An 18,193-nucleotide genomic window follows, 5' to 3' on the forward strand; every position below is an offset into this window, starting at 1 on the left:
CTGGGAAGGAAGACGGCCGGCGAGCAGGCCGGCAGAGGCAGAGGATTCAGCGCGAGCCTCCGAGCTGGCGCTCGCGATAGGCCGCCATCCGCGCTTTCAGGCCCGGACGCGATGCCGACCGGACGAGCGCCGCGAGGTCGGCGTCCGACCCGTCGTCGGCGATCGCAGCGCGCAGCCCGGCCCAGGTCCGGCGGTCCACCATGACCGGCGCGAGCGCGCCCGAGCCTGCCTCTCCGGCGCCGACCGTCAACACCGCACTGGCCAGTCCCGTCTCGGCGGCCTCGTCGGCGCCGATCGTGGTCGCCTCGCTCACCCAGCGAAGCGCAGTGGCGTCGCCCACCCGGCGCGCGAGCCGACGCGTGCCCAGCACGATCCCGAATCCCGCGCCGGGAAAGCGCAGGCTCGCGCCCGGCGCGAGCAGGCGAAGGTCGCAGGCGGCGAACAGGTCGGCGCCGGCGCCCATGATCCGGCCCTGGCCGATCGCCACGGTGCGCACCGGCGCCCGCCACACCATGTCGAGCAGCATCTCGATCCGCACGAAGCGCCAGAGCAGCGTCGCGTCCGTCTCGCCATCGAGGTCCGACAGGTCGAAGCCGGTGCAGAAGTGTCGGCCGCTCGCTCGAAACGCCACCGTGTTCACCGACGCGTCCGCCGCGGCGCGGCCGAAGGCGCCGATCAAGGCCTCGACGAAATCCGCCGACAATGCGTTGCCCCGCTCGGCGCGGTCCAGCGTGATCGTGACGACGCCGTCGGCCGCGGCGGAAACGGCGACGGGCGCGCTCACTTCGCGCCCGCCCCGCCGCGCACCGCCGCCGAGCGGTCCCACAGGTTGGGCACCCGGTCCGACGAGTAGCCCGACACGAAGTCCTTGGACGCGCCGGTCTCCGGATCGAAGACGTGACGACGCAACGCCCCGATGTTCGCGCCATAGACGTGGATGCTGATCGACGGCCGGTCCGGCAGCCCGTTGGCCACCACGTGGATGTCCCCGACCGTGGGCGACACCGCGTCGACCTCGCCGGGTCGCAGCGTGGCCTGCTCGCCGTCGGGCACCAGGCGGCCATCGGCCTCGCGCTTCCAGCGCTGGCACAGCTCGGCGCCGCGCAGCATGCCGACCAGCCCCCAAACGGTATGGTCGTGCACCGGCGTGCGCTGCCCGGGGCCCCAGACGAAGCTCACCACCGAGAAACGCTCGAGTGGATCGGCGTGCAGCAGGTACTGACGGTAGAACTGCGGGTCGGGCTGCGCGCAGAACTCGGGCAGCCAGTCGTCGCGGGCGATCAGCTTCGCCAGCAGCTCGCGGCCTTCGGCGAGCAAGGCGGGCTCGTGGTCGGTGCGCTCGACCAACCGGGTCATCGCGACGACGAACTCGCGCAGCGGCGCGATCGGCTCGACGCCCTGCGCGGGCGCCTGGTCGGGTCGGGTGTTCATTCCATGATCTCCTGACAGTTCTGCCATGCCACAGCGGCTCGAGCGGGAGCGCCCGTCAGACGACGGTCCGCTTCGCTGCCGCGCGAAGTTCGTCTTCGTGCTCGCCGAGCGCCGGCGCGCGGGTGTTCACCACGACCGGCGCGCCGTCGATGCGCACCGGGCACACGAAGGTCTTCGTGTCGGTGCCGCCCGGCATCGTCATCGGCCGCACGAGTTCGAGATGGGCGGCCTGCGGATCGGCCAGCGCCTCGTCGTAGCCGTTGATCGGCGCGTGCGGCACGCCGGCCTTCTCGAAGCGCGCCAGCCACTGCGCCGCGTCGTCGAGCACGAAGCGGGCCTCGAGCAGGTCCTTCAGCGCCACCTGGTTGGCCGCGCGCAGGGTGGTGGTGGCGAATCGCTCGTCGGCGAGCAGCTCGGGCATCGCCACGACCTCGCAGACGGAGCGCCACAGGCGATCGTTGCCCGCCGCGATCGCGAACCAGCCGTCGCGCGCGCGATAGGCCTGGTAGGGCGCATTGCGAGGATGCGCCGAACCCAGCTTGCGCGGATTCCGGCCGGTTCCGAAGTACTCGCTGGTCTGCAAGGCAGCGATCGCCAGCGTGGTGGCGAACATCGGCACGTCGACCTGGCCGCCCGGCCCGCCGGCGCGCACCCGCGCGATCATCGACGCGATCGAAAAGGCGCCGTACAGGCCCGCGGTGAAGTCGGCCACCGGCACGCCGCACTTGACCGGGGCGCCGTCGGGCTCTCCGGTCACACTCATCACGCCGGCAGCGGCCTGGATGGTCAGGTCGAAGCCGCCCTCGCCGGAACGCGGCCCGCTCTGCCCATAGGCCGAGATCGAGCAGTAGACCAGCGCGGGCTTGCGCGGGCCGAACCAGTCCCAGCCCAGCCCCAGGCGCTGCATGACGCCGGGGCGATTGTTCTCGACCAGGACATCGGCCTCGAGCACCAGCGCGCGGGCGACCTCGAGATCCTCGGGCTTCTTCAGATCGAGCGCGATCGAGCGCTTGCCGCGGTTCAGCGAGGCGAAATTCTCGGAGAAGCCGTTTCGGATGGGCGGCCACTGCCGCAGCCCGTCGCCTTCCGGCGGCTCGATCTTGACGACCTGCGCGCCGAAATCGGCCAGCAGCATGCCGCAGAACGGGCCCGCCGCCACCTGGCAGAACTCGACGACCCTGACGCCGGCCAAGGGATGCACGCTCACCTCTCCCCCTTCAGGCCGATCGCAGGCAGCAGGTCTGCGTAATAGGCGCGAGCGTCCTCGAGGCCCTTGCTGTAGGCATCGGGGGGCGTCCAGCGCGCCACGACCCCGAAACGCAGCATCGCGTCGACGTTCTTCGGATCGGTGACAACCTGCTCGAGTGCGCTCGACAGCTTGCGCATGACATCGGGCGGCGTACCGCGCGGGGCCATGATGCCCCAGCCGCCGGTCGGAAGCTTCGCCTTCACGCCAGCCTCGATCAGCGAGGGCACATCGGGCAGTTCCGGATGACGGCGATCGGAAAACGCGGCCAGCGCGACCGCCTTGCCCGACTTCGCCATGCCGAGCCCGACCCCGTCGAGGATCAGGTCGATCTCGCCGCCGATCAGCGCCGCGATCAGCTGGCCCGATCCCTTGAAGGGCACGTGCAGCAGGTCGATGCCGGCCTCGCGCTTCAGGATCTCGCCGGCGATGTGGCCCGCCGACGCGATACCGGCCGAGCCGAAGGTCAGCTTGCCAGGCGCCTTCTTCGCGCGATCGATCAGTTGCTGCAGGCTCGTCACGCCGAGCTCGTTGCGCGCGGTGATGATCGCGATGTAGTCGGCTACGCCGCCGGCGAACTCGAAACCGGTCACCGGGTCGTAGGGAAGCTTGCGCATGTTGGGCAACACCGAGAATGCGGTCGCCGAACCCTGCAGGATCGTGTAACCGTCCGGGTCGGCTCGAAAGACCTGATCGGTGCCGATCTGGGTCGTGCCGCCGGGCTTGTTCTCGATGACGACGGTCGTGCCCAGCGCTTCGCGCAGACCCTCGGCGAGCACCCGCCCCAAGGAATCGCTGCTGCCGCCCGGGGGAAAGGGCACCACCATGCGGATCGGGCGGTCGGGCCAACTGCCCTGGGCGCGGGCGGCGACCGGGAACAACGACGCAGCGGCGAGCGCCACGCCCCCGGCGAGCAGCGCTCGACGAGGGAGCCTGTCGACGCGGTCGGTGCCTGAACTGTCCATCACTTCTCCTGATTCTCGGGTTTCGTTGCGGGGGTGCCGCGAGCTCGCGGCGCGGGGCTGCCTATGCCGCCCTGCGGATCTCCCATTCCTGGCCTGGGATCGCTGCAATCAGTGACCGGGTGTACTCGTGCGCTGGCTGGCGGAAGATCGTGCCGGGCGTCCCGATCTCCACGATGCGTCCCCGCTGCATGACGGCCACCCGGTCGCACAACTGGCTCGCCACCCTCAGGTCGTGGGTGATGAAGAGGAGGGCGAGACCCAGGTCGCGCCGGATCTGCTCGAGGAGCTCGAGAACCTGGGCTTGAACCGACACGTCCAGCGCGGACACCGGCTCGTCCGCGACGATCAGTTCCGGGCGCATCACCAGCGCGCGCGCGATCCCGATCCGTTGCCTCTGGCCACCGGAAAACTCATGCGGAAAGCGGTCCGCCGCGGACGCCTCCAGGCCGACGCGCTCGAGCGTCTCGAGCAGTCGGCGGTTGGCTTCCTCGGGGTCGACACCGGCCAGGATGGCGGACTCCGTGACGATGCGGCGTATGCGATGCCTCGGGTTGAGGGACGCAAAGGGGTCCTGGAACACCATCTGAATCCGGGGACGCAGCGCGCGCAGCGCCCTGCCCCGAAGCTTTCCGAGGTCGACGCCATCGAACCGCATGCTTCCGCCGTCCGGCTCGATGAGCCTGGCGACGATCTGCCCGAGCGTCGTCTTGCCGGACCCCGACTCGCCGACCAGGCCCAGTGTCTCGCCGCGCCCGATCTCGAGCGAGACGTCATCGACCGCCCGCACGCCCGCGCGTTCCCGCTTGAAGAAGCTGCGGCGCGCCGCATACTGCTTGCTCAATCCGCGGATGACGAGCAACGGCTCCCTGGTCTGCGCCTGCAGGCGCCGGTCGGCAAGGCGAGGCACGGCAGCGATGAGTTTCCGGGTATAGGGATCGGCGGGCGCTTCGAGCACCCGCGACGCGGGCCCCGCCTCCACCACCCGCCCGGTCTGCATCACCACCACCCGGTCGGCCAGATCCGCGACGACCCCGAAATCGTGAGTGATGAACAGCACGCCGATGCCGCTTCGCTGCCTGAGCTCCCGGATCAGCGACAGGACCTGCGCCTGCGTCGTCACGTCGAGCGCCGTCGTGGGCTCGTCGGCGATCAGGAGCCTGGGCTCGAGCGCCATCGCCATGGCGATCATCACTCGCTGTCGCTGGCCGCCCGACAGCTGGAACGGGTAGCGGCCGCGCAGCGTTCCGGGATCCGGCAGGTGCATCGACTCGAGCAGCTCCAGCACACGCTTGCCGCGCGTCGTCGAATCCCCGAACCCATGGACCGCGAGCGCCTCGTCGATCTGCTCGCCTACCGTGAGGACGGGGTTCAGCGCCGTCATCGGCTCCTGGAAGATCATTGCCATCCGACGACCGCGAAGCTCGCGCATCTGCTCGGCCGACAGGACTGCCAAGTCCTGTCCTTCGAACAGGATCCGGCCACTCTTCGCCTCGAGCGAAGGCGGCAGCAGCCGCATGGCCGCGTTGGCGAGCACCGACTTCCCGGATCCCGACTCGCCGACCACGCAAACGATCTCTCCCGGGGCAACGGTGATCGAGACACCGGACACCGCGAATCCGCGGTCGCCGCCGCGAGGCAGCGACACCGACAAGTCGCGGATCTCGAGCAAGGCTTCGGCATGGCCGCGGTTCATTGCGCTCCCCCCCGTGCATGCGATTGCCTGGGATTGAGCGCCATGTTGAGGGCATCCCCGAAGAGGTTCAGGCCGAGCACGGTCACGAAGATCGCCATGCCGGGAAACGCCGACAGCCACCAGTTCTGGAGGATCATGGTGCGCCCCGCTCCGATCATGAAGCCCCAGGAGATGTAGTTCCGGTCGCCCAGGCCGAGAAAGCTGATGGACGACTCGAGCAGGATCGCGGTTGCGACCATCAGCGATGCCGCGACCACGATCGGAGAAACCGCATTCGGAAGAATCTGGCATGCCATGATCCTCAGATGCGATTGCCCGCCGACCACCGCGGCACGGACGAAGTCCCGGGTCTTCAGGCTCAGGAACTCGGCGCGCACCAGACGCGCGACCGATGGCCAGGAGACCGCGGCGATCGCCGCGACGATCGACACCATCGACGGCGCGAGGATCGCCACCAGCACCAGAGCCAGCAGGAAGCTGGGGATCGTCTGCACGAACTCCGTCAGTCGCATCAGCAGATCGTCGATCCATCCCCCGAAGAAGCCCGCGATCGCCCCGATGACGGTCCCGACCACCACCGACACCGTGGTCGCGAGGAGCGCAACGAGCAGCGACACGCGGGCACCGTGCACGAGCCCCGCCGCGACGTCGCGGCCCAGCACATCGGTTCCCAGGAGATAGCCCGGCGAAAAGGGCGGCAGGTTCGGCTCGGCGACCATCCGCCAGGGGTTGCCGGGATACATCAGGTCGGCAGCCAGGGCGATCGCGACGACGGCCGCGAGGATCGCGGCGCCGAGCAGGCCGCCGGGCGTGCCCAGCAGCATCCGCAGGAACGGCTTCATGCGGCCACCTCGATCCGGGGGTCGGCGAGCCGGTACAGGACGTCGGCGACGAGGTTGAACACGATCACCATGACCGAACAGACGAAGAAGATGGCCAGCAGAAGGTTGTAGTCACGCTGGAACAGGGCGTCGAACGCGAGGCGACCGATTCCCGGCCAGGCGAAGACCGTCTCGATGAGGACCGAACCTCCGACGATGTGACCGGCCTGAATCGTCGCGAAGGTGATGACGGGCAGGAGCGCGTTGCGCAGAACGTGACGGCGCCAGATCCGACCGTCCGGCACGCCCTTGGCCCGCGCGGTCTTCACGAAATCCTGGTCGACGACGTCGGCGACCGCAGCCCGCGTGACCCGCATGTACACGGCCATGTAGAAAAGTCCGAGCGTCAGCGCCGGCATCGCCAGGTGACGCAGCATGTCGAGCAGCCGGGCGATCCCCTCGAGCCCCGCCCCCACCGTCGACATCCCGTAGGCAGGAAGCCACTGGAGCTGCATGGAGAACAGCACGATCGCCATCAGCCCAAGCCAGAACAAGGGCATGGCGAAGAACACCAGTGAAAGCACCGTGATCGCCGCGTCGATCCTCGACCCGGGCCTTCGCCCGGCGGCCACACCGAGCGCGACGCCAGTGACGAGGGCGAATGCAAAGGCGCTGAGGGTGAGCATCAGGGTCGCCGGCAGGCGCTCGATGATGATCTCGGCGACCGGGCGGTTTTCGCGGAACGACTTGCCGAAGTTGAACGTCGCGACCTGCCCCACGTAGACCAGCAGCTGTTCGGGCAAGGGACGATCCAGGCCGAAGTCGCGCCGCACGTCCGCGATGAACTGGGCGTCCGCGGCGCCCATCTCTCCGGCGATCACCTCGGCCGGATCGCCCGGGGCCATCCTCAGCAACATGAAGTTGAGGACGATGACCCCCAGCAGGACGGCCGCGGCCTTCGCCAGCCTCGAGAGAACCGGTTTCAGGCGATGCATGTCCGCTTACCGCTTGATCCAGACGTCGGCGAAGTTCTCGTTCATCCCGAGCCCCGTCGCCAGGAGGTTGTGAACCTTGGTCCGGTGCAGGGTCGGGAAGACCAGCTCATGGGTCCAGAGCACCGGAAGGTCCTGCGAGAGAATCTTCTGCAGCTCGGCATACAGCCTGCGGCGTTCGGCCACGTCCTGGGTGTGCTCCGCCGTGCGAAGCAACTCATCGACGCGCGGATTCGAGTAGCCGCCGACGTTGGCCGCGGACGACGGTACCGGCATGCCGGCGAAGCTCAGGTAGGTCTGATTGCTCCCGATCGCCGGGTCGCCGAGCAGGTAGACGAAGTTGAGCGCGAGGTCGAAGTCACCGCTGGTGATCCGGCGGTACCAGCCGGGCACGTCGGTCGGCACCAGTGTCACCTTGATGCCGACGTCGCCAAGGCGTTCGCGGATGAATTCCGCGAACCGCTGCCAGGTCTCGCCGTAGGGCAGGGGCACCAGCCTCAGCTCGGCCCGCACGCCGTCGGCATTCGGCTTCAGGCCCATCTCGTCGAGCAGGGCGCGCGCCCGGGCCGGATCGAACGGATAGCGCGTCTCGGCGGCGGTGTTCTTGAAGGGGCTTCGGGAAGTGAACGGGCCGTCCGTCAGGCGACCGAAACCCGAGAACACCGAGCGCACGATGAAGTTGCGATCGATCGCGTGGGCAAGCGCCTGACGGAAGCGGACGTCGTCGAGCGGCTTGTTGCGCAGGTTCAGGTTGAGGAAACCGATCGGGTCGAGGAATTCCCAGCCAGACTCGGCAAGCTTGACGTCCTTGGCGATCGCGAGGCGGCGCAGCTCGAAGTTCTCGACATCGCCACCGCGGAGCGCATCGATCCTCCCGGTTTCGAAGGCGATTGCCCTGCCATTGGCGTCCGGGATCACGTGGAAATAGATGTTGTCGAGATGCGGCTTGCCGGGCGACCAGTAGTCGGGATTGCGGACCAGGTGGATGTATGCGCCTTTGCGCCACTCCTTGACCCGAAAGGGGCCGGTGCCGACGATGGTGTTGTTCTGGGACGCGGTTCGATACTCGGTCACCCCCTCGTACATGTGCCGAGGCATGATCGTCCCGCCAGTGGCGTCGAAGATCAGCATGAACGAAGGAAAGGGCTGCTTGAGCCGGAAGACCGCGGTATGCGAATCGGGCGCGGTGATCGACTCGACCTTCTCCATCACCTGGCGGGTGCGGGCGAAGGTGGCCGGCAGGAACTTCTGGAAGCTGAACAGCACGTCCTCCGCGGTGAAGGGCTTGCCGTCGTGCCACTTCACGTTCTTGCGCAGCTTGAAGGTGTAGACGAGTCCGTCCGGCGAGATGGACCACGACTCCGCCAGCATCGGGATCGGCTCCAGCTTGGGCGAGAGGGTGATCAGGCCTTCGTAGAGTTTGCTTCCGACGAAGGACACGGGGCCGAGCTTGTTGACTCCGAGGTTGATCGTGGGCGGCTCGGGCTGCACGATCAGGTTCAGCGTGCCGCCGTTGACAGGTGCCTGGGCATGGGCGAACCCGCCGAGGGTCGCTGCGGCGAGCCAGGTTCCGAACAATCTCAACATGCGCTTCATGGTGTCTCCTCTGCCGGTGGCCACCGGCCGGTATCGGTTCCGCTTGCGTGTCTGCCTGCTGTTCAGGCGAGGCCCTTCTCCAGCACCCATTCCCGCGCATCATCGAGCGCGGACCGGAGGCCGTCGAACAGCTCATCGATCTGCGCTTCGTCGACGATCAGCGGCGGACACACCGCGACGCAATCGCGGATCGCCCTGACGATCACGCCATGCTCCATGGCCCGGGCCTGGATGTACGGACCGACTCCCGACGCAGCATCGAACGGCTTGCGCTCGGCCTTGTCGCGTGCGATCTCCACGGCGCCGAGCAGTCCGATGCCGCGGGTTTCGCCCACCAGCGGATGCTCGCGAAGGGCGGCGAGTCGCTCCGCAAAGCGGGGGGACATCCGGGCCACGTGCCCGACGATGTCGCGCTCCTCGTAGATCTTCAGCGTCTCGTTGGCTACCGCCGCGCAGACGGGATGCGCAGAATAGGTGACGCCATGCGCGAACGCGCCGATCTTCCGGCTCTCGGCCTTCATGGCGTCGTGGATCGCGTCGCTGACCAGCGTCCCGGAGATCGGCATGTAGGCCGAGGACAGCGCCTTTGCCACGGTCATCATGTCGGGCCTGATGCCGAAGTGATCGCATCCCCACATGCGGCCGGTGCGCCCGAAGCCGGTGATCACCTCATCGGCAATCAACAGGATGTCGTGCTTGCGGAGCAGTCGCTGGATGCCCTCGAAGTACCCGGGAGGGGGCAGGATGACGCCGCCGCCCGAGCCGTTCACGGGCTCCGCGATGAACGCGGCGATGGTCTCCGGCCCCTCGCGCTCGACCAGGGCTTCGAAACTCGACAGCATGCGGGCAGCGAAAGCCTCGCGAGACTCGCCCTTGCGTGCGCCGTGGTACCAGCTCGGCATCTCGGCGTGAACGACGTTCGCGATCGGCAGGTCGAAGTCGGCGTGCATCGCCGGCACGCCGGTGAGGCTTCCTGCGCCGATGGTCACGCCGTGATAGGCGCCCCAGCGCGAGATGATCTTCTTCTTTTTCGGACGTCCGAGCGCGTTGTTGTAATACCAGGCCAGCTTGATCGCCGTGTCGTTCGCCTCGGAGCCCGAGTTCGCAAACAGCACGTGGTTGAGACCTTCCGGGGCGATTGCGGTGAGCCGCGACGCCAGCTGGATGGCCGCCGGGTGGGAACGATGATTGAAGACGTGGTAGTAGGGCAAGGTGGCAAGCTGGCGGGTGGCGGCATCGACGAGGCGCCGCTCGCTGAAGCCGAGCGATGCGCACCAGAGCGCCGACATGCCCTCGAGGTACCGCTTGCCATTGCTGTCGAACACGTAGGCCCCTTCTCCGCGTTCGATCACAACCGGCCCGCGTGACGCGTGCGCGTCGAGATTCGTGTACGGATGGATGAGGTGCGCCACATCCTTCGCCGGGTCGATCGCCCCGTCCTTGACTGCCCCCTGCGGTCCGAGATCCATGCTTCGCTCCATTCGGGTTGTGTTCAGGTTGCCAGCGGTGCCGACTCGGGCCGCGCCGCGAAGAAGCCTTCGAGGAAGGCCGTGAGATTCGTCGACAGGTGTTCGACGACATAGCCGCCTTCCTGGACCAGGACGACGGGCCGCCGCGAGGCCCCGATCAGGCGGCCCGCGGCGCGAAAGCCCTCGGTGCCGACCGCGAGGTCGGACGACGGGTCGCCGGCGAATGCATCGAACCCCAGCGACACGAGAAGAGCCGCAGGCCGGCTGCTCTCGATGTCGGAAAGCCCCGCGGCGATGGCCGCGAGCCATTCCCGGTCTCCCGTCCGGGCCGCGAGGGGGAAGTTGCGGTTGTAGCCCGCGCCCCGGCCGACTCCGGTTTCGTCGGCATAGCCCGCGTAGAAGGGGAAGAAATGGTCCGGGTCCCCGTGCACGGACACGAAGTGCACGTCGTCGCGTTCGTAGAAGATGCCCTGGGTGCCGTTGCCGTGATGGACGTCGATGTCGAGGATCGCGACCCGCCCCAGCGCTTTCGCCATCCGCTGGGCGGCGATCGCCACGTTGTTCAGGTAGCAGAACCCGCCGGCGAAGTCCGCGTAGGCGTGGTGGCCAGGCGGGCGGCACAGGGCATAGGTCTCGCGAGCGCCAGCCAACGCCGCCTCGGCCGCTTCGAGCGCGCAGTTGGCCGCCCAGCGCGCCGCCTCCCAGGTGCCGGCCGACAGCGGACAGGAACCTCCGGACAGGTAGTACCCGACCTGACCCTGGATGCTCGCCGGACGTCGCCGATGCAACGGGTGCGGAAACGCATGCGCGTGGACGAGGGGCCCGGCGTTGGGCAGCCGTTGCCAGCGCTCGGCGGCGCTCGCCAGGAAGTCGAGGTAATCGGGGTCGTGGACTTCCTGCAGGATGCCGACCCCATGGTCGCGGGGCGCGGCGCATGCGTGACCGAGCGCCACGACCGTGTCGCGCAGCGAAGCCGCGCGCGCGGGTGTTTCCAGATTGGGCGTCACCCGTCCCCGGACGACAATGTGGTCGGGAGCGTGAAGCGCCTGCTGCGCGGCGTAGAAGACTTGCATGGGGGATACCGATTCAGTGGACAGGACGGCGGGGCGCGTCACCCGCGATGGCCCGGGAAATCTCTTGTGCGGCCTTGATGACGCTCGACGCGAGGGTTCGGAACGCCGAGGGCCTGAGTCGCTCGGCGGGGCCCGACAGGCCGACCGCCGCGATCACGTTGCCAGCCGCATCGCGCACGGGCGCCGCGACCCCGCTCACGCCCTCCCTCCATTCGCCTCGATTGCCGGCATAGCCGGCCTCCCGGATCCGTGCCATTTCCCGGAGGAAGGTCGCGGGATCGGTGATCGTGTGCGGCGAGTGCCTGACGAGGCGCACGGAGAGGGATTCGAGGCTGCCTGGATCGCGCCAGGCGAGCATGGCCTTGCCGGTGGCGACGCACCAGGCGGGCGCCCGCCCGCCGATCTCCGAATAGGCCCTCACCGGCTCGGGACTGTCGAGCTTGTGTACATAGACGACCTCGTCGCCATCCAGCACGGACAGATGCACGGTCTCGCGGGTCTGTTCCAGAAGGTCGGACATCAAGGGCATGGCCACCGCCCGTATGTCGAGATGCTCGAGCACCGCGGCGCCGAGCTCCCACAGCCGAACGGTTACCGCATAGGTAGCCTCCGGCTCGACACGGCTCGCGTAGCCGAGGTCGATCAGGCCTTGCAGCAAGCGATGCGTCAGGCTCTTGCCGAAACCCAGCGAGCGGGCCAGTTCGGTGACCCCGAGCGGGCGCCTGCTGTGCGCAAGCATCTCCAGAAGCTGCAAGCCCTTGACGAGGGTGTTGTTCAACCGGTCCTTCCTGGACGGCGTTTGTTCACAAATACAGAACTCTTGTACTGCTCAGTGGAATCATCGTAAGCTTGAGACGCCGAAGCCGTCAAGCGCATTGATCGAGCGACCCGCACCGGACTTCGGCACAAGGAGCGCGCACCGCCATGAAAGCAAGTCTCGAACGCAGGAATCTCGTCTCCAGCCACTGGGGTATCTACGAGCCGGTTGCCGATCCGGCGACGGGGCAGATCCGGGCGCTGAGAGGCCTGCCCGAGGACCCCGACCCGTCCCCTATCGGCCTCGCGATGCTGGATGCCAACGGCTCGCCGCTCCGTGTCCGGCGGCCGGCCGTACGCGCCGGATGGCTGGATCGGGAAACAGGCGCAAGCCGTCTCGACACGGGCCGCGGGCGCGGGCGCGGTCGCGAGCCCTTCGTCGAGGTGCCGTGGGACACGGCGCTGGAGCTGGTCGCCGCCGAACTCGAGCGCGTCCGGACCGCGCACGGCAATGCGTCCATCTTCGGTGGCTCCTACGGCTGGTCGAGTGCCGGTCGCTTCCACCACGCCCAGAGCCAGGTGCATCGATTCCTGAACTCGATCGGCGGCTACGTCAGGCATGCCGACAGCTACAGTCTCGGAGCGGCGCGCGTGCTGATGCCGCACATCGTCGCTTCCATGGACGAGCTGATGGCCGGCCATCACGGCTGGGACGTGCTCGCCGCGCACACGAAACTCTTCGTCAGCTTCGGCGGCGTGCCCGCCAAGAACGCGCAGATTTCCGCGGGCGGCACCGCGCGGCATCGGGTTCGAGAGGGCCTCGCGAGCATGGCTTCGAACGGCTGCCGCTTCGTGAACTTCAGCCCGGTGGGCGCGGACCTGGAAGTCCCGGGCGCCGGCGCTGTCGAATGGGTTCCGATCCGGCCGAACACCGACACGGCGATCATGCTCGCGCTGGCATGCGAAACGATCCTCGCCGGCAGCCACGACGAAGCCTTCCTGGCAAGTCATTGCGTCGGCTTCGAGCGATGGCGCGACTACCTCCTCGGTGAAGCCGACGGCATCGTCAAGAACGCAGACTGGGCGGCGCCGATCACCGGCGTGCCGGCACGGCGCATCCGTGCGCTGGCCGCCGAGATGGCCACGGTGCGCACGCTGGTCAATGTCTCGTGGTCGGTGCAACGGGCAGACCACGGCGAGCAGCCCTACTGGGCTGCGGTGGCGCTTGCCGCGGTACTCGGCCAGATCGGCCTGCCAGGCGGCGGCTTCGGCGCAGGCTACGGAGCGGTCAACCTGATCGGCAGCCCGGAGCGCCGGTTCGCCGGGCCGACGCTGCCGCAGGGCCGCAACGCGGTGAGCGAGTTCATCCCGGTCGCGCGCATCGCCGACATGCTGCTGCGTCCCGGCGAGACCTTCCGCTACAACGGCGGCACCCATCGCTACCCGGACATCCGGCTCGTGTACTGGGCAGGCGGCAACCCCTTCCACCATCACCAGGACCTGAACCGCCTCGCGCGGGCCTGGCAGCGGCCCGAAACCATCGTCGTGCACGAGCAGGTCTGGACGCCGACTGCCAGGATGGCCGACATCGTCCTGCCGGCGACCACGACACTCGAGCGAGAAGACATCGGCTACTCGACCCGCGAAGCCCTGATCGTCGCGATGAAGCCGATCTGCGTTCCGCCGGGAGAAGCGCGCGACGACTACACGATCTTCGGCGACCTCGCCCGGCGCCTCGGCGCCGAGCAAGCGTTCACGGAGGGCCTGGACGCGCGGGCCTGGCTGCGGCGCTTGTACGAGGATTCGATCCCGCACGCGGCGGCAGCGGGATTCGAGTTGCCGCCGTTCGAGGCCTTCTGGGACGCAGGCGCGCTGCGGCTGCCCGAGCCGGCCGAACCGGTGGTCATGCTGGGCGCGTTTCGCGAGGATCCGCACGCCGCGCCCCTGCGGACGCCAAGCGGAAAGGTGGAGATCCATTCCGAACGAATCGCCGGATTCGCGCTCGCGGACTGCCCGGGCCACCCCGTCTGGCTGGCGCCCAGGGAGTGGCTCGGCGCCGCGCAAGCCGAGGCCTATCCGCTGCACCTCATCTCCGACCAACCCTTCACGAAACTGCACAGCCAGCTCGACTTCTCGAGCTACAGCGTGGGCGCCCGCATCAAGGGCCGCGAACCGGCGTGGATTCATCCCGAGGACGCCGGCGCACGCGGGATCGCCGACGGAGACCTGGTCAGGGTGTTCAACGATCGCGGCGCCTGCCTGGCCGCGGCTGTCGTCACCGATCGGGTCGCGCCGCGCGTGGTGAAACTGTCGACCGGCGCATGGTGGGACCCGGTCGATCCCGGTACGCCGGGCAGCCTGGACAAGCACGGCAACCCCAATGTGCTCACCCGGGACGAGCCCGCGTCGACCCTGTCGCAAGGTTGCGCGGCCCAGAGCTGCCTGGTGCAGATCGAGCGTTTCGAAGGCGAGGCCCCGCCGGTCACCGCGTTCGAGCTGCCGACCTTCGTGCACCGCTGACCCACGGTGCTCAGGCATGGCGGTGCGCTCGGCGCAGGCAAGCGACGCCGAGCGCCATCACCGCCGCGGCAATCAGCAGGGCGTCACGATAGTCGCCGCGCCCCGCGACCAGGTAGCCGGTCAGCGCGGGCGCAGCGACCTGGGCGAGGCCGTAGCCGAGTGTCAGCCTGGCCATCGCTCGCGCCGGATTTTCGGGATATCGGCGCCCGATCCCGGACAAGGTCAGGCTGACGATGCCCATGAAGGTCACCCCATACAGCGCCGCCGCGGCCATCGTCGAGAGCGGCGCGCCGTCGAGCAGCGGCAGCAGGATCGACAGGATCTGCAGCGAGTAGGCGGTCTGCAGGGCCCGGTTGCCGCCGATGCGACGCGAGACGCGGTCCCAGACCCACGTCGCGGGCGCGGCGGCCAGACCGACGACGACCCACGCCGCCGCCCCGCGGCCCGACATGTGCGGGAGGGCTTCGACGATCGCCACGATGAAGGTCGCGCTCACGACGTAGCCGAAGCCGGCGCAAAGGTAGGCGAGCGTCGTCCAGGCAAGCCATCGATTGCCTCCCTCGGGATGCGCGGCGCCGTCAATCGTTCGCCTTGCAGCAGGGGCATGGGCCGGCGGCGCGTCCGCGGGCGCCGGCATCCAGGCCCAGGCCAGCAGGAAGAAGAGGAAGCCGGCCAGGCCGAAGGCCAGCCACTGCCCCGACCAGCTAAGCAAGCTCCCCGACGCGCCAGCCATCGCGCCAGAGGCGACGATCCCGAGCCCCATTCCCGAGAAATGCACGCCCAGCTCGGGGCGGCGGCCATTTCGGATCAGCCAGTTCATGACCAGCCCCGACGCCAGCAGCATGCCCGCAGTGCTCGAAACGCCGCCGGCGAAGCGAAGGATCGCCCACGCCAGCGGATCCTCGGTGAGGCCCATCCCGGCAGTCGTGATCAGGGCCATCAGCAGGCCGATCCGGTACAGGTAGAACTTGTGCCGCAGGCGATGCAGCACGGTCGCCGACAAGGCGCCGGCCATGTAGCCGGCATAGTTGATCGCCGCAAGCCAGCCGCCGGCGACATCGGTCAGCCAGGTCTGCTGCTGCATGACCGGAAGCATGGGCGTGTACGCGAAGCGCGAAAATCCGACGGTCAGGATGAGACTGGCGATTCCTGCCGTCGCGACCTTCCAGGGGGCGATCCGGTCCATTCGGAAATCTCGGGAGTGCGGCGTCGACCCACTCTAGGGCGCCTGCCAGGCCGACGCTCCCGCCATCAAGACAGAACCTGTCGATGAGCGGACAATGCCGATCGGGCCGCACCGCTGACCGATGGCGGGGGAATCGCAATGCGCGAGGCATGGCAACACTGGTCGGAACTCAGGGTGCCGGAGATCGAAAGGCTGCCCGCGTCGATCTTCGTCCGCGCAGAGCGGCTGCCGGCCCGGCACGCGTTTCCCGAACACCGCCACGCGTGGAACCAGTTGGTCCACGCGATCTCCGGGGTGCTGGTCGTCGCGGCCGATGACCGCTGGTTCGCCGTGCCGCCTCGCCAGGCCGTCTGGATACCGACTGGCACGCCGCATCGTGTCGGCACGTGGCTGGGCGCCGAGTTCCGCAGTCTCTACGTCGCGGACCGGCCGCGGCTCGGCATGCCGTCGGGCTGCCGCGTGCTCGACGTCTCGGACCTGCTGAGGGCCCTGATCGTCGAAGCCGAGCGCCTCAGCGGGCAGACCGACGATCCCGGCTATGCGAGCCGCGTTCGTCGATTGACCCTCGACCAGCTTCGGCGAATGCCTGCAGTGCGCTTCCATCTGCCGTGGCCGCGCAGCCCGATGCTGGACGCCCTCTGTCAAGTGCTCTATGCGCACCCCGCCGACAAGCGCAGCATCGAGGAATGGGGGGCGAGGCTCGGTGCCTCGCCCCGCACGCTTTCACGCCGATTCATTCGCGAAACCGGGCTGTCGCCGCGCGCCTGGCGCCACCGGCTGCGTCTGTTCAGGGCCATCGAGTTGCTCGGCGCAGGGCGCAGCGTGACCGCCACGGCGCTCGAGCTCGGCTACGCGAACACCTCGGCCTTCAGCCACATGTTCAGATCCGAGATGGCCGTTTCACCCGGCGCCTGGTCCCGGCACGAAGCCGTCTCATGAGCGTGGCGCAATGCGAGAACCTGCCGTGCCGGGAGTGACGGTCAATCGAGTTGCGTCACGAACTTCGTCACAAGGTATCCGTCGAAGGTCTCGCTGCCGCCCTCGCTGCCGATCCCGCTGTCCTTGACCCCTCCGAACGGGGTTTCCGGCAGCGCCTGGCCGGAGTGATTGATGTTGACCATGCCGGCCTGAAGCCGGTTCTGGAGCGCCAGGGCCTTGCTCGTCGATCGGGTGAACGCATAGGACGACAACCCATAAGGCAGGCTGTTCGCCCTGCGGATCGCGTCGTCCAGGTCGCGGAAGCGCACGCATGGCGCAATCGGCCCGAACGGCTCGCTGGTCATGACCAGACTGTCCTCCGGCACGTCGGTGAGCACCGTCGGCGCATAGAAGTACCCCTGGTCTCCGACGCGCCTGCCTCCGGCCTCGAGCCGTGCGCCGCGCTCGCAGGCGTCGGCGACCAGCGCCTCCATGACCGGCAGGCGCCTTTCGTGAGCCAGCGGCCCCATGCGGGTGTCCGGATCCAGGCCAGGCCCCACCCGGATCTTCGAGACATTGTCGAGAAACCGCGAGACGAAGCGGTCCCAGGCATTCTCGTGAACGAAGATCCGGTTGGGCGACACGCAGACTTGCCCCGCGTTGGTGAACTTCATCGCACTCAGCAGATCGGCGGCCCGATCGATGTCCGCGTCTTCGCAGACGATGGCGGGCGAGTGACCGCCCAGTTCCATCGTGATCCGCTTCATGTGCGCGCCAGCCAGCGAGGCCAGTTGCTTGCCGACGGGCACCGACCCGGTGAACGAGACCTTGCGGACGACAGGCGCCGGAATGAGGTACGAGGAGACTTCCGACGGCACACCCCAGACGAGATTCAGCACGCCGGGCGGCAACCCGGCCTCGTGGAACATGCGGGCGATTGCCACGATCGCGCTGGGCGTGTCTTCAGGGCCCTTCAGGATGATCGTGCAGCCCGCGCCGATCGCAGCCGCGATCTTGCGGATGGCCTGGTTGAACGGGAAGTTCCAGGGCGTGAAGGCGACACAGACCCCGACGGGTTCGCGCAGCACCATCTGTCGAACATTCGGCGAGCGTGGCGGGATCACTCGGCCATAGATTCGCCTGCACTCCTCTGCGTGCCAGTCGCAGTGGTCGGCGCAGCGCGAGACCTCGCCCACCGCTTCGGCGAGCGGCTTGCCCTGGTCGAGGGTCATGTTCCGGCCGATCGAAGACGCGCGTTCACGGCTCAGTTCGGCGACGCGCCGAAGGATGCGGCTGCGCTCGAGCGGTGACACCTCGCGCCAGGTTTCGAACGCGCGAGCGGCCGCGGCCAGTGCCCGGTCGAGGTCCGCCTGGCGTGCGAGCGGAAGCGTTCCGATGCGCTGCCCGGTTGCCGGATCGGTCACCGCTTGCTCGGCGCGCCCATCGCCTTTCAGGAACTCGCCATCGATGTACAGGGTAAGGTCTTCGTAGCCCATGATGATCCTTGGTCGGAACTCAATACAATCT

The 18,193-nt window shown here is 68.4% G+C and carries 15 protein-coding genes; 2 read left to right on the forward strand and 13 right to left on the reverse strand.

Annotated elements, in window-relative coordinates; all coding sequences use genetic code 11:
- Positions 1-46: 46 nt before the first annotated feature.
- The 11 genes from FHP08_RS13350 to FHP08_RS13395 all read right to left on the reverse strand — a co-directional run bounded on the left by FHP08_RS13350 (position 47) and on the right by FHP08_RS13395 (position 12,064).
- Positions 47-784: an enoyl-CoA hydratase/isomerase family protein gene (locus tag FHP08_RS13350; RefSeq protein WP_147704972.1), complete on the reverse strand. Its 738-nt coding sequence runs from the start codon at positions 782-784 to the stop codon at positions 47-49.
- On the reverse strand, positions 781-1,431 hold the full coding sequence (locus FHP08_RS13355; protein ID WP_147704973.1) for a cysteine dioxygenase family protein: 651 nt from the start codon (positions 1,429-1,431) through the stop codon (positions 781-783). The genes FHP08_RS13350 and FHP08_RS13355 overlap by 4 nt, the downstream gene beginning before the upstream one ends.
- A gap of 55 nt (positions 1,432-1,486) precedes the next feature.
- On the reverse strand, positions 1,487-2,632 hold the full coding sequence (locus FHP08_RS13360; RefSeq protein ID WP_225879133.1) for a CaiB/BaiF CoA transferase family protein: 1,146 nt from the start codon (positions 2,630-2,632) through the stop codon (positions 1,487-1,489).
- Between the two features lie 2 nt (positions 2,633-2,634).
- A complete protein-coding gene (locus tag FHP08_RS13365) occupies positions 2,635-3,642 on the reverse strand; it encodes a Bug family tripartite tricarboxylate transporter substrate binding protein (RefSeq protein WP_147704975.1) in 1,008 nt (335 codons plus the stop codon).
- Between the two features lie 61 nt (positions 3,643-3,703).
- Positions 3,704-5,335 carry an ABC transporter ATP-binding protein gene (locus FHP08_RS13370; RefSeq protein WP_222707903.1) on the reverse strand — a complete coding sequence of 544 codons (1,632 nt, stop codon included), beginning with the start codon at positions 5,333-5,335 and terminating at the stop codon, positions 3,704-3,706.
- Complete coding sequence (locus FHP08_RS18570; protein WP_222707895.1) at positions 5,332-6,177, reverse strand: ABC transporter permease; 846 nt, start codon at positions 6,175-6,177, stop codon at positions 5,332-5,334. The genes FHP08_RS13370 and FHP08_RS18570 overlap by 4 nt, the downstream gene beginning before the upstream one ends.
- A complete protein-coding gene (locus FHP08_RS13375; RefSeq protein ID WP_147704977.1) occupies positions 6,174-7,151 on the reverse strand; it encodes an ABC transporter permease in 978 nt (325 codons plus the stop codon). Before FHP08_RS13375 ends, FHP08_RS18570 begins: the two co-directional genes overlap by 4 nt.
- 6 nt (positions 7,152-7,157) lie before the next feature.
- Positions 7,158-8,744, reverse strand: a complete 1,587-nt coding sequence (locus FHP08_RS13380) for an ABC transporter substrate-binding protein (protein WP_187272294.1) — start codon at positions 8,742-8,744, stop codon at positions 7,158-7,160.
- A gap of 62 nt (positions 8,745-8,806) precedes the next feature.
- Entirely contained in the window at positions 8,807-10,213 is a 1,407-nt protein-coding gene (locus FHP08_RS13385; protein ID WP_147704979.1) for an aminotransferase, read from the reverse strand.
- Between the two features lie 23 nt (positions 10,214-10,236).
- Positions 10,237-11,328: a histone deacetylase family protein gene (locus tag FHP08_RS13390; RefSeq protein ID WP_225879134.1), complete on the reverse strand. Its 1,092-nt coding sequence runs from the start codon at positions 11,326-11,328 to the stop codon at positions 10,237-10,239.
- Positions 11,300-12,064: an IclR family transcriptional regulator gene (locus tag FHP08_RS13395; RefSeq protein WP_147704981.1), complete on the reverse strand. Its 765-nt coding sequence runs from the start codon at positions 12,062-12,064 to the stop codon at positions 11,300-11,302. Before FHP08_RS13395 ends, FHP08_RS13390 begins: the two co-directional genes overlap by 29 nt.
- 146 nt (positions 12,065-12,210) lie before the next feature.
- Here FHP08_RS13395 and FHP08_RS13400 point away from each other — a divergent pair, with 146 nt between their 5' ends.
- Positions 12,211-14,562 (forward strand): molybdopterin-dependent oxidoreductase, encoded by a 2,352-nt coding sequence (locus FHP08_RS13400; RefSeq protein WP_147704982.1) that lies wholly within the window; start codon positions 12,211-12,213, stop codon positions 14,560-14,562.
- 10 nt (positions 14,563-14,572) lie between these two features.
- On the opposite strand, the gene FHP08_RS13405 is transcribed toward FHP08_RS13400, so the two are convergent.
- Positions 14,573-15,748 carry a YbfB/YjiJ family MFS transporter gene (locus tag FHP08_RS13405; RefSeq protein ID WP_147704983.1) on the reverse strand — a complete coding sequence of 392 codons (1,176 nt, stop codon included), beginning with the start codon at positions 15,746-15,748 and terminating at the stop codon, positions 14,573-14,575.
- A 174-nt stretch (positions 15,749-15,922) separates the two neighbouring features.
- Between FHP08_RS13405 and FHP08_RS13410 the strand changes: the two genes are divergently transcribed.
- Positions 15,923-16,687: an AraC family transcriptional regulator gene (locus FHP08_RS13410; protein ID WP_225879135.1), complete on the forward strand. Its 765-nt coding sequence runs from the start codon at positions 15,923-15,925 to the stop codon at positions 16,685-16,687.
- 41 nt (positions 16,688-16,728) lie between these two features.
- On the opposite strand, the gene FHP08_RS13415 is transcribed toward FHP08_RS13410, so the two are convergent.
- Positions 16,729-18,162: an NAD-dependent succinate-semialdehyde dehydrogenase gene (locus FHP08_RS13415; RefSeq protein ID WP_147705149.1), complete on the reverse strand. Its 1,434-nt coding sequence runs from the start codon at positions 18,160-18,162 to the stop codon at positions 16,729-16,731.
- Positions 18,163-18,193 lie beyond the last annotated feature (31 nt).

The sequence above is a fragment of the Zeimonas arvi genome (assembly GCF_008039575.1).
In the GTDB taxonomy this organism is placed as follows: domain Bacteria; phylum Pseudomonadota; class Gammaproteobacteria; order Burkholderiales; family Burkholderiaceae_E; genus Zeimonas; species Zeimonas arvi.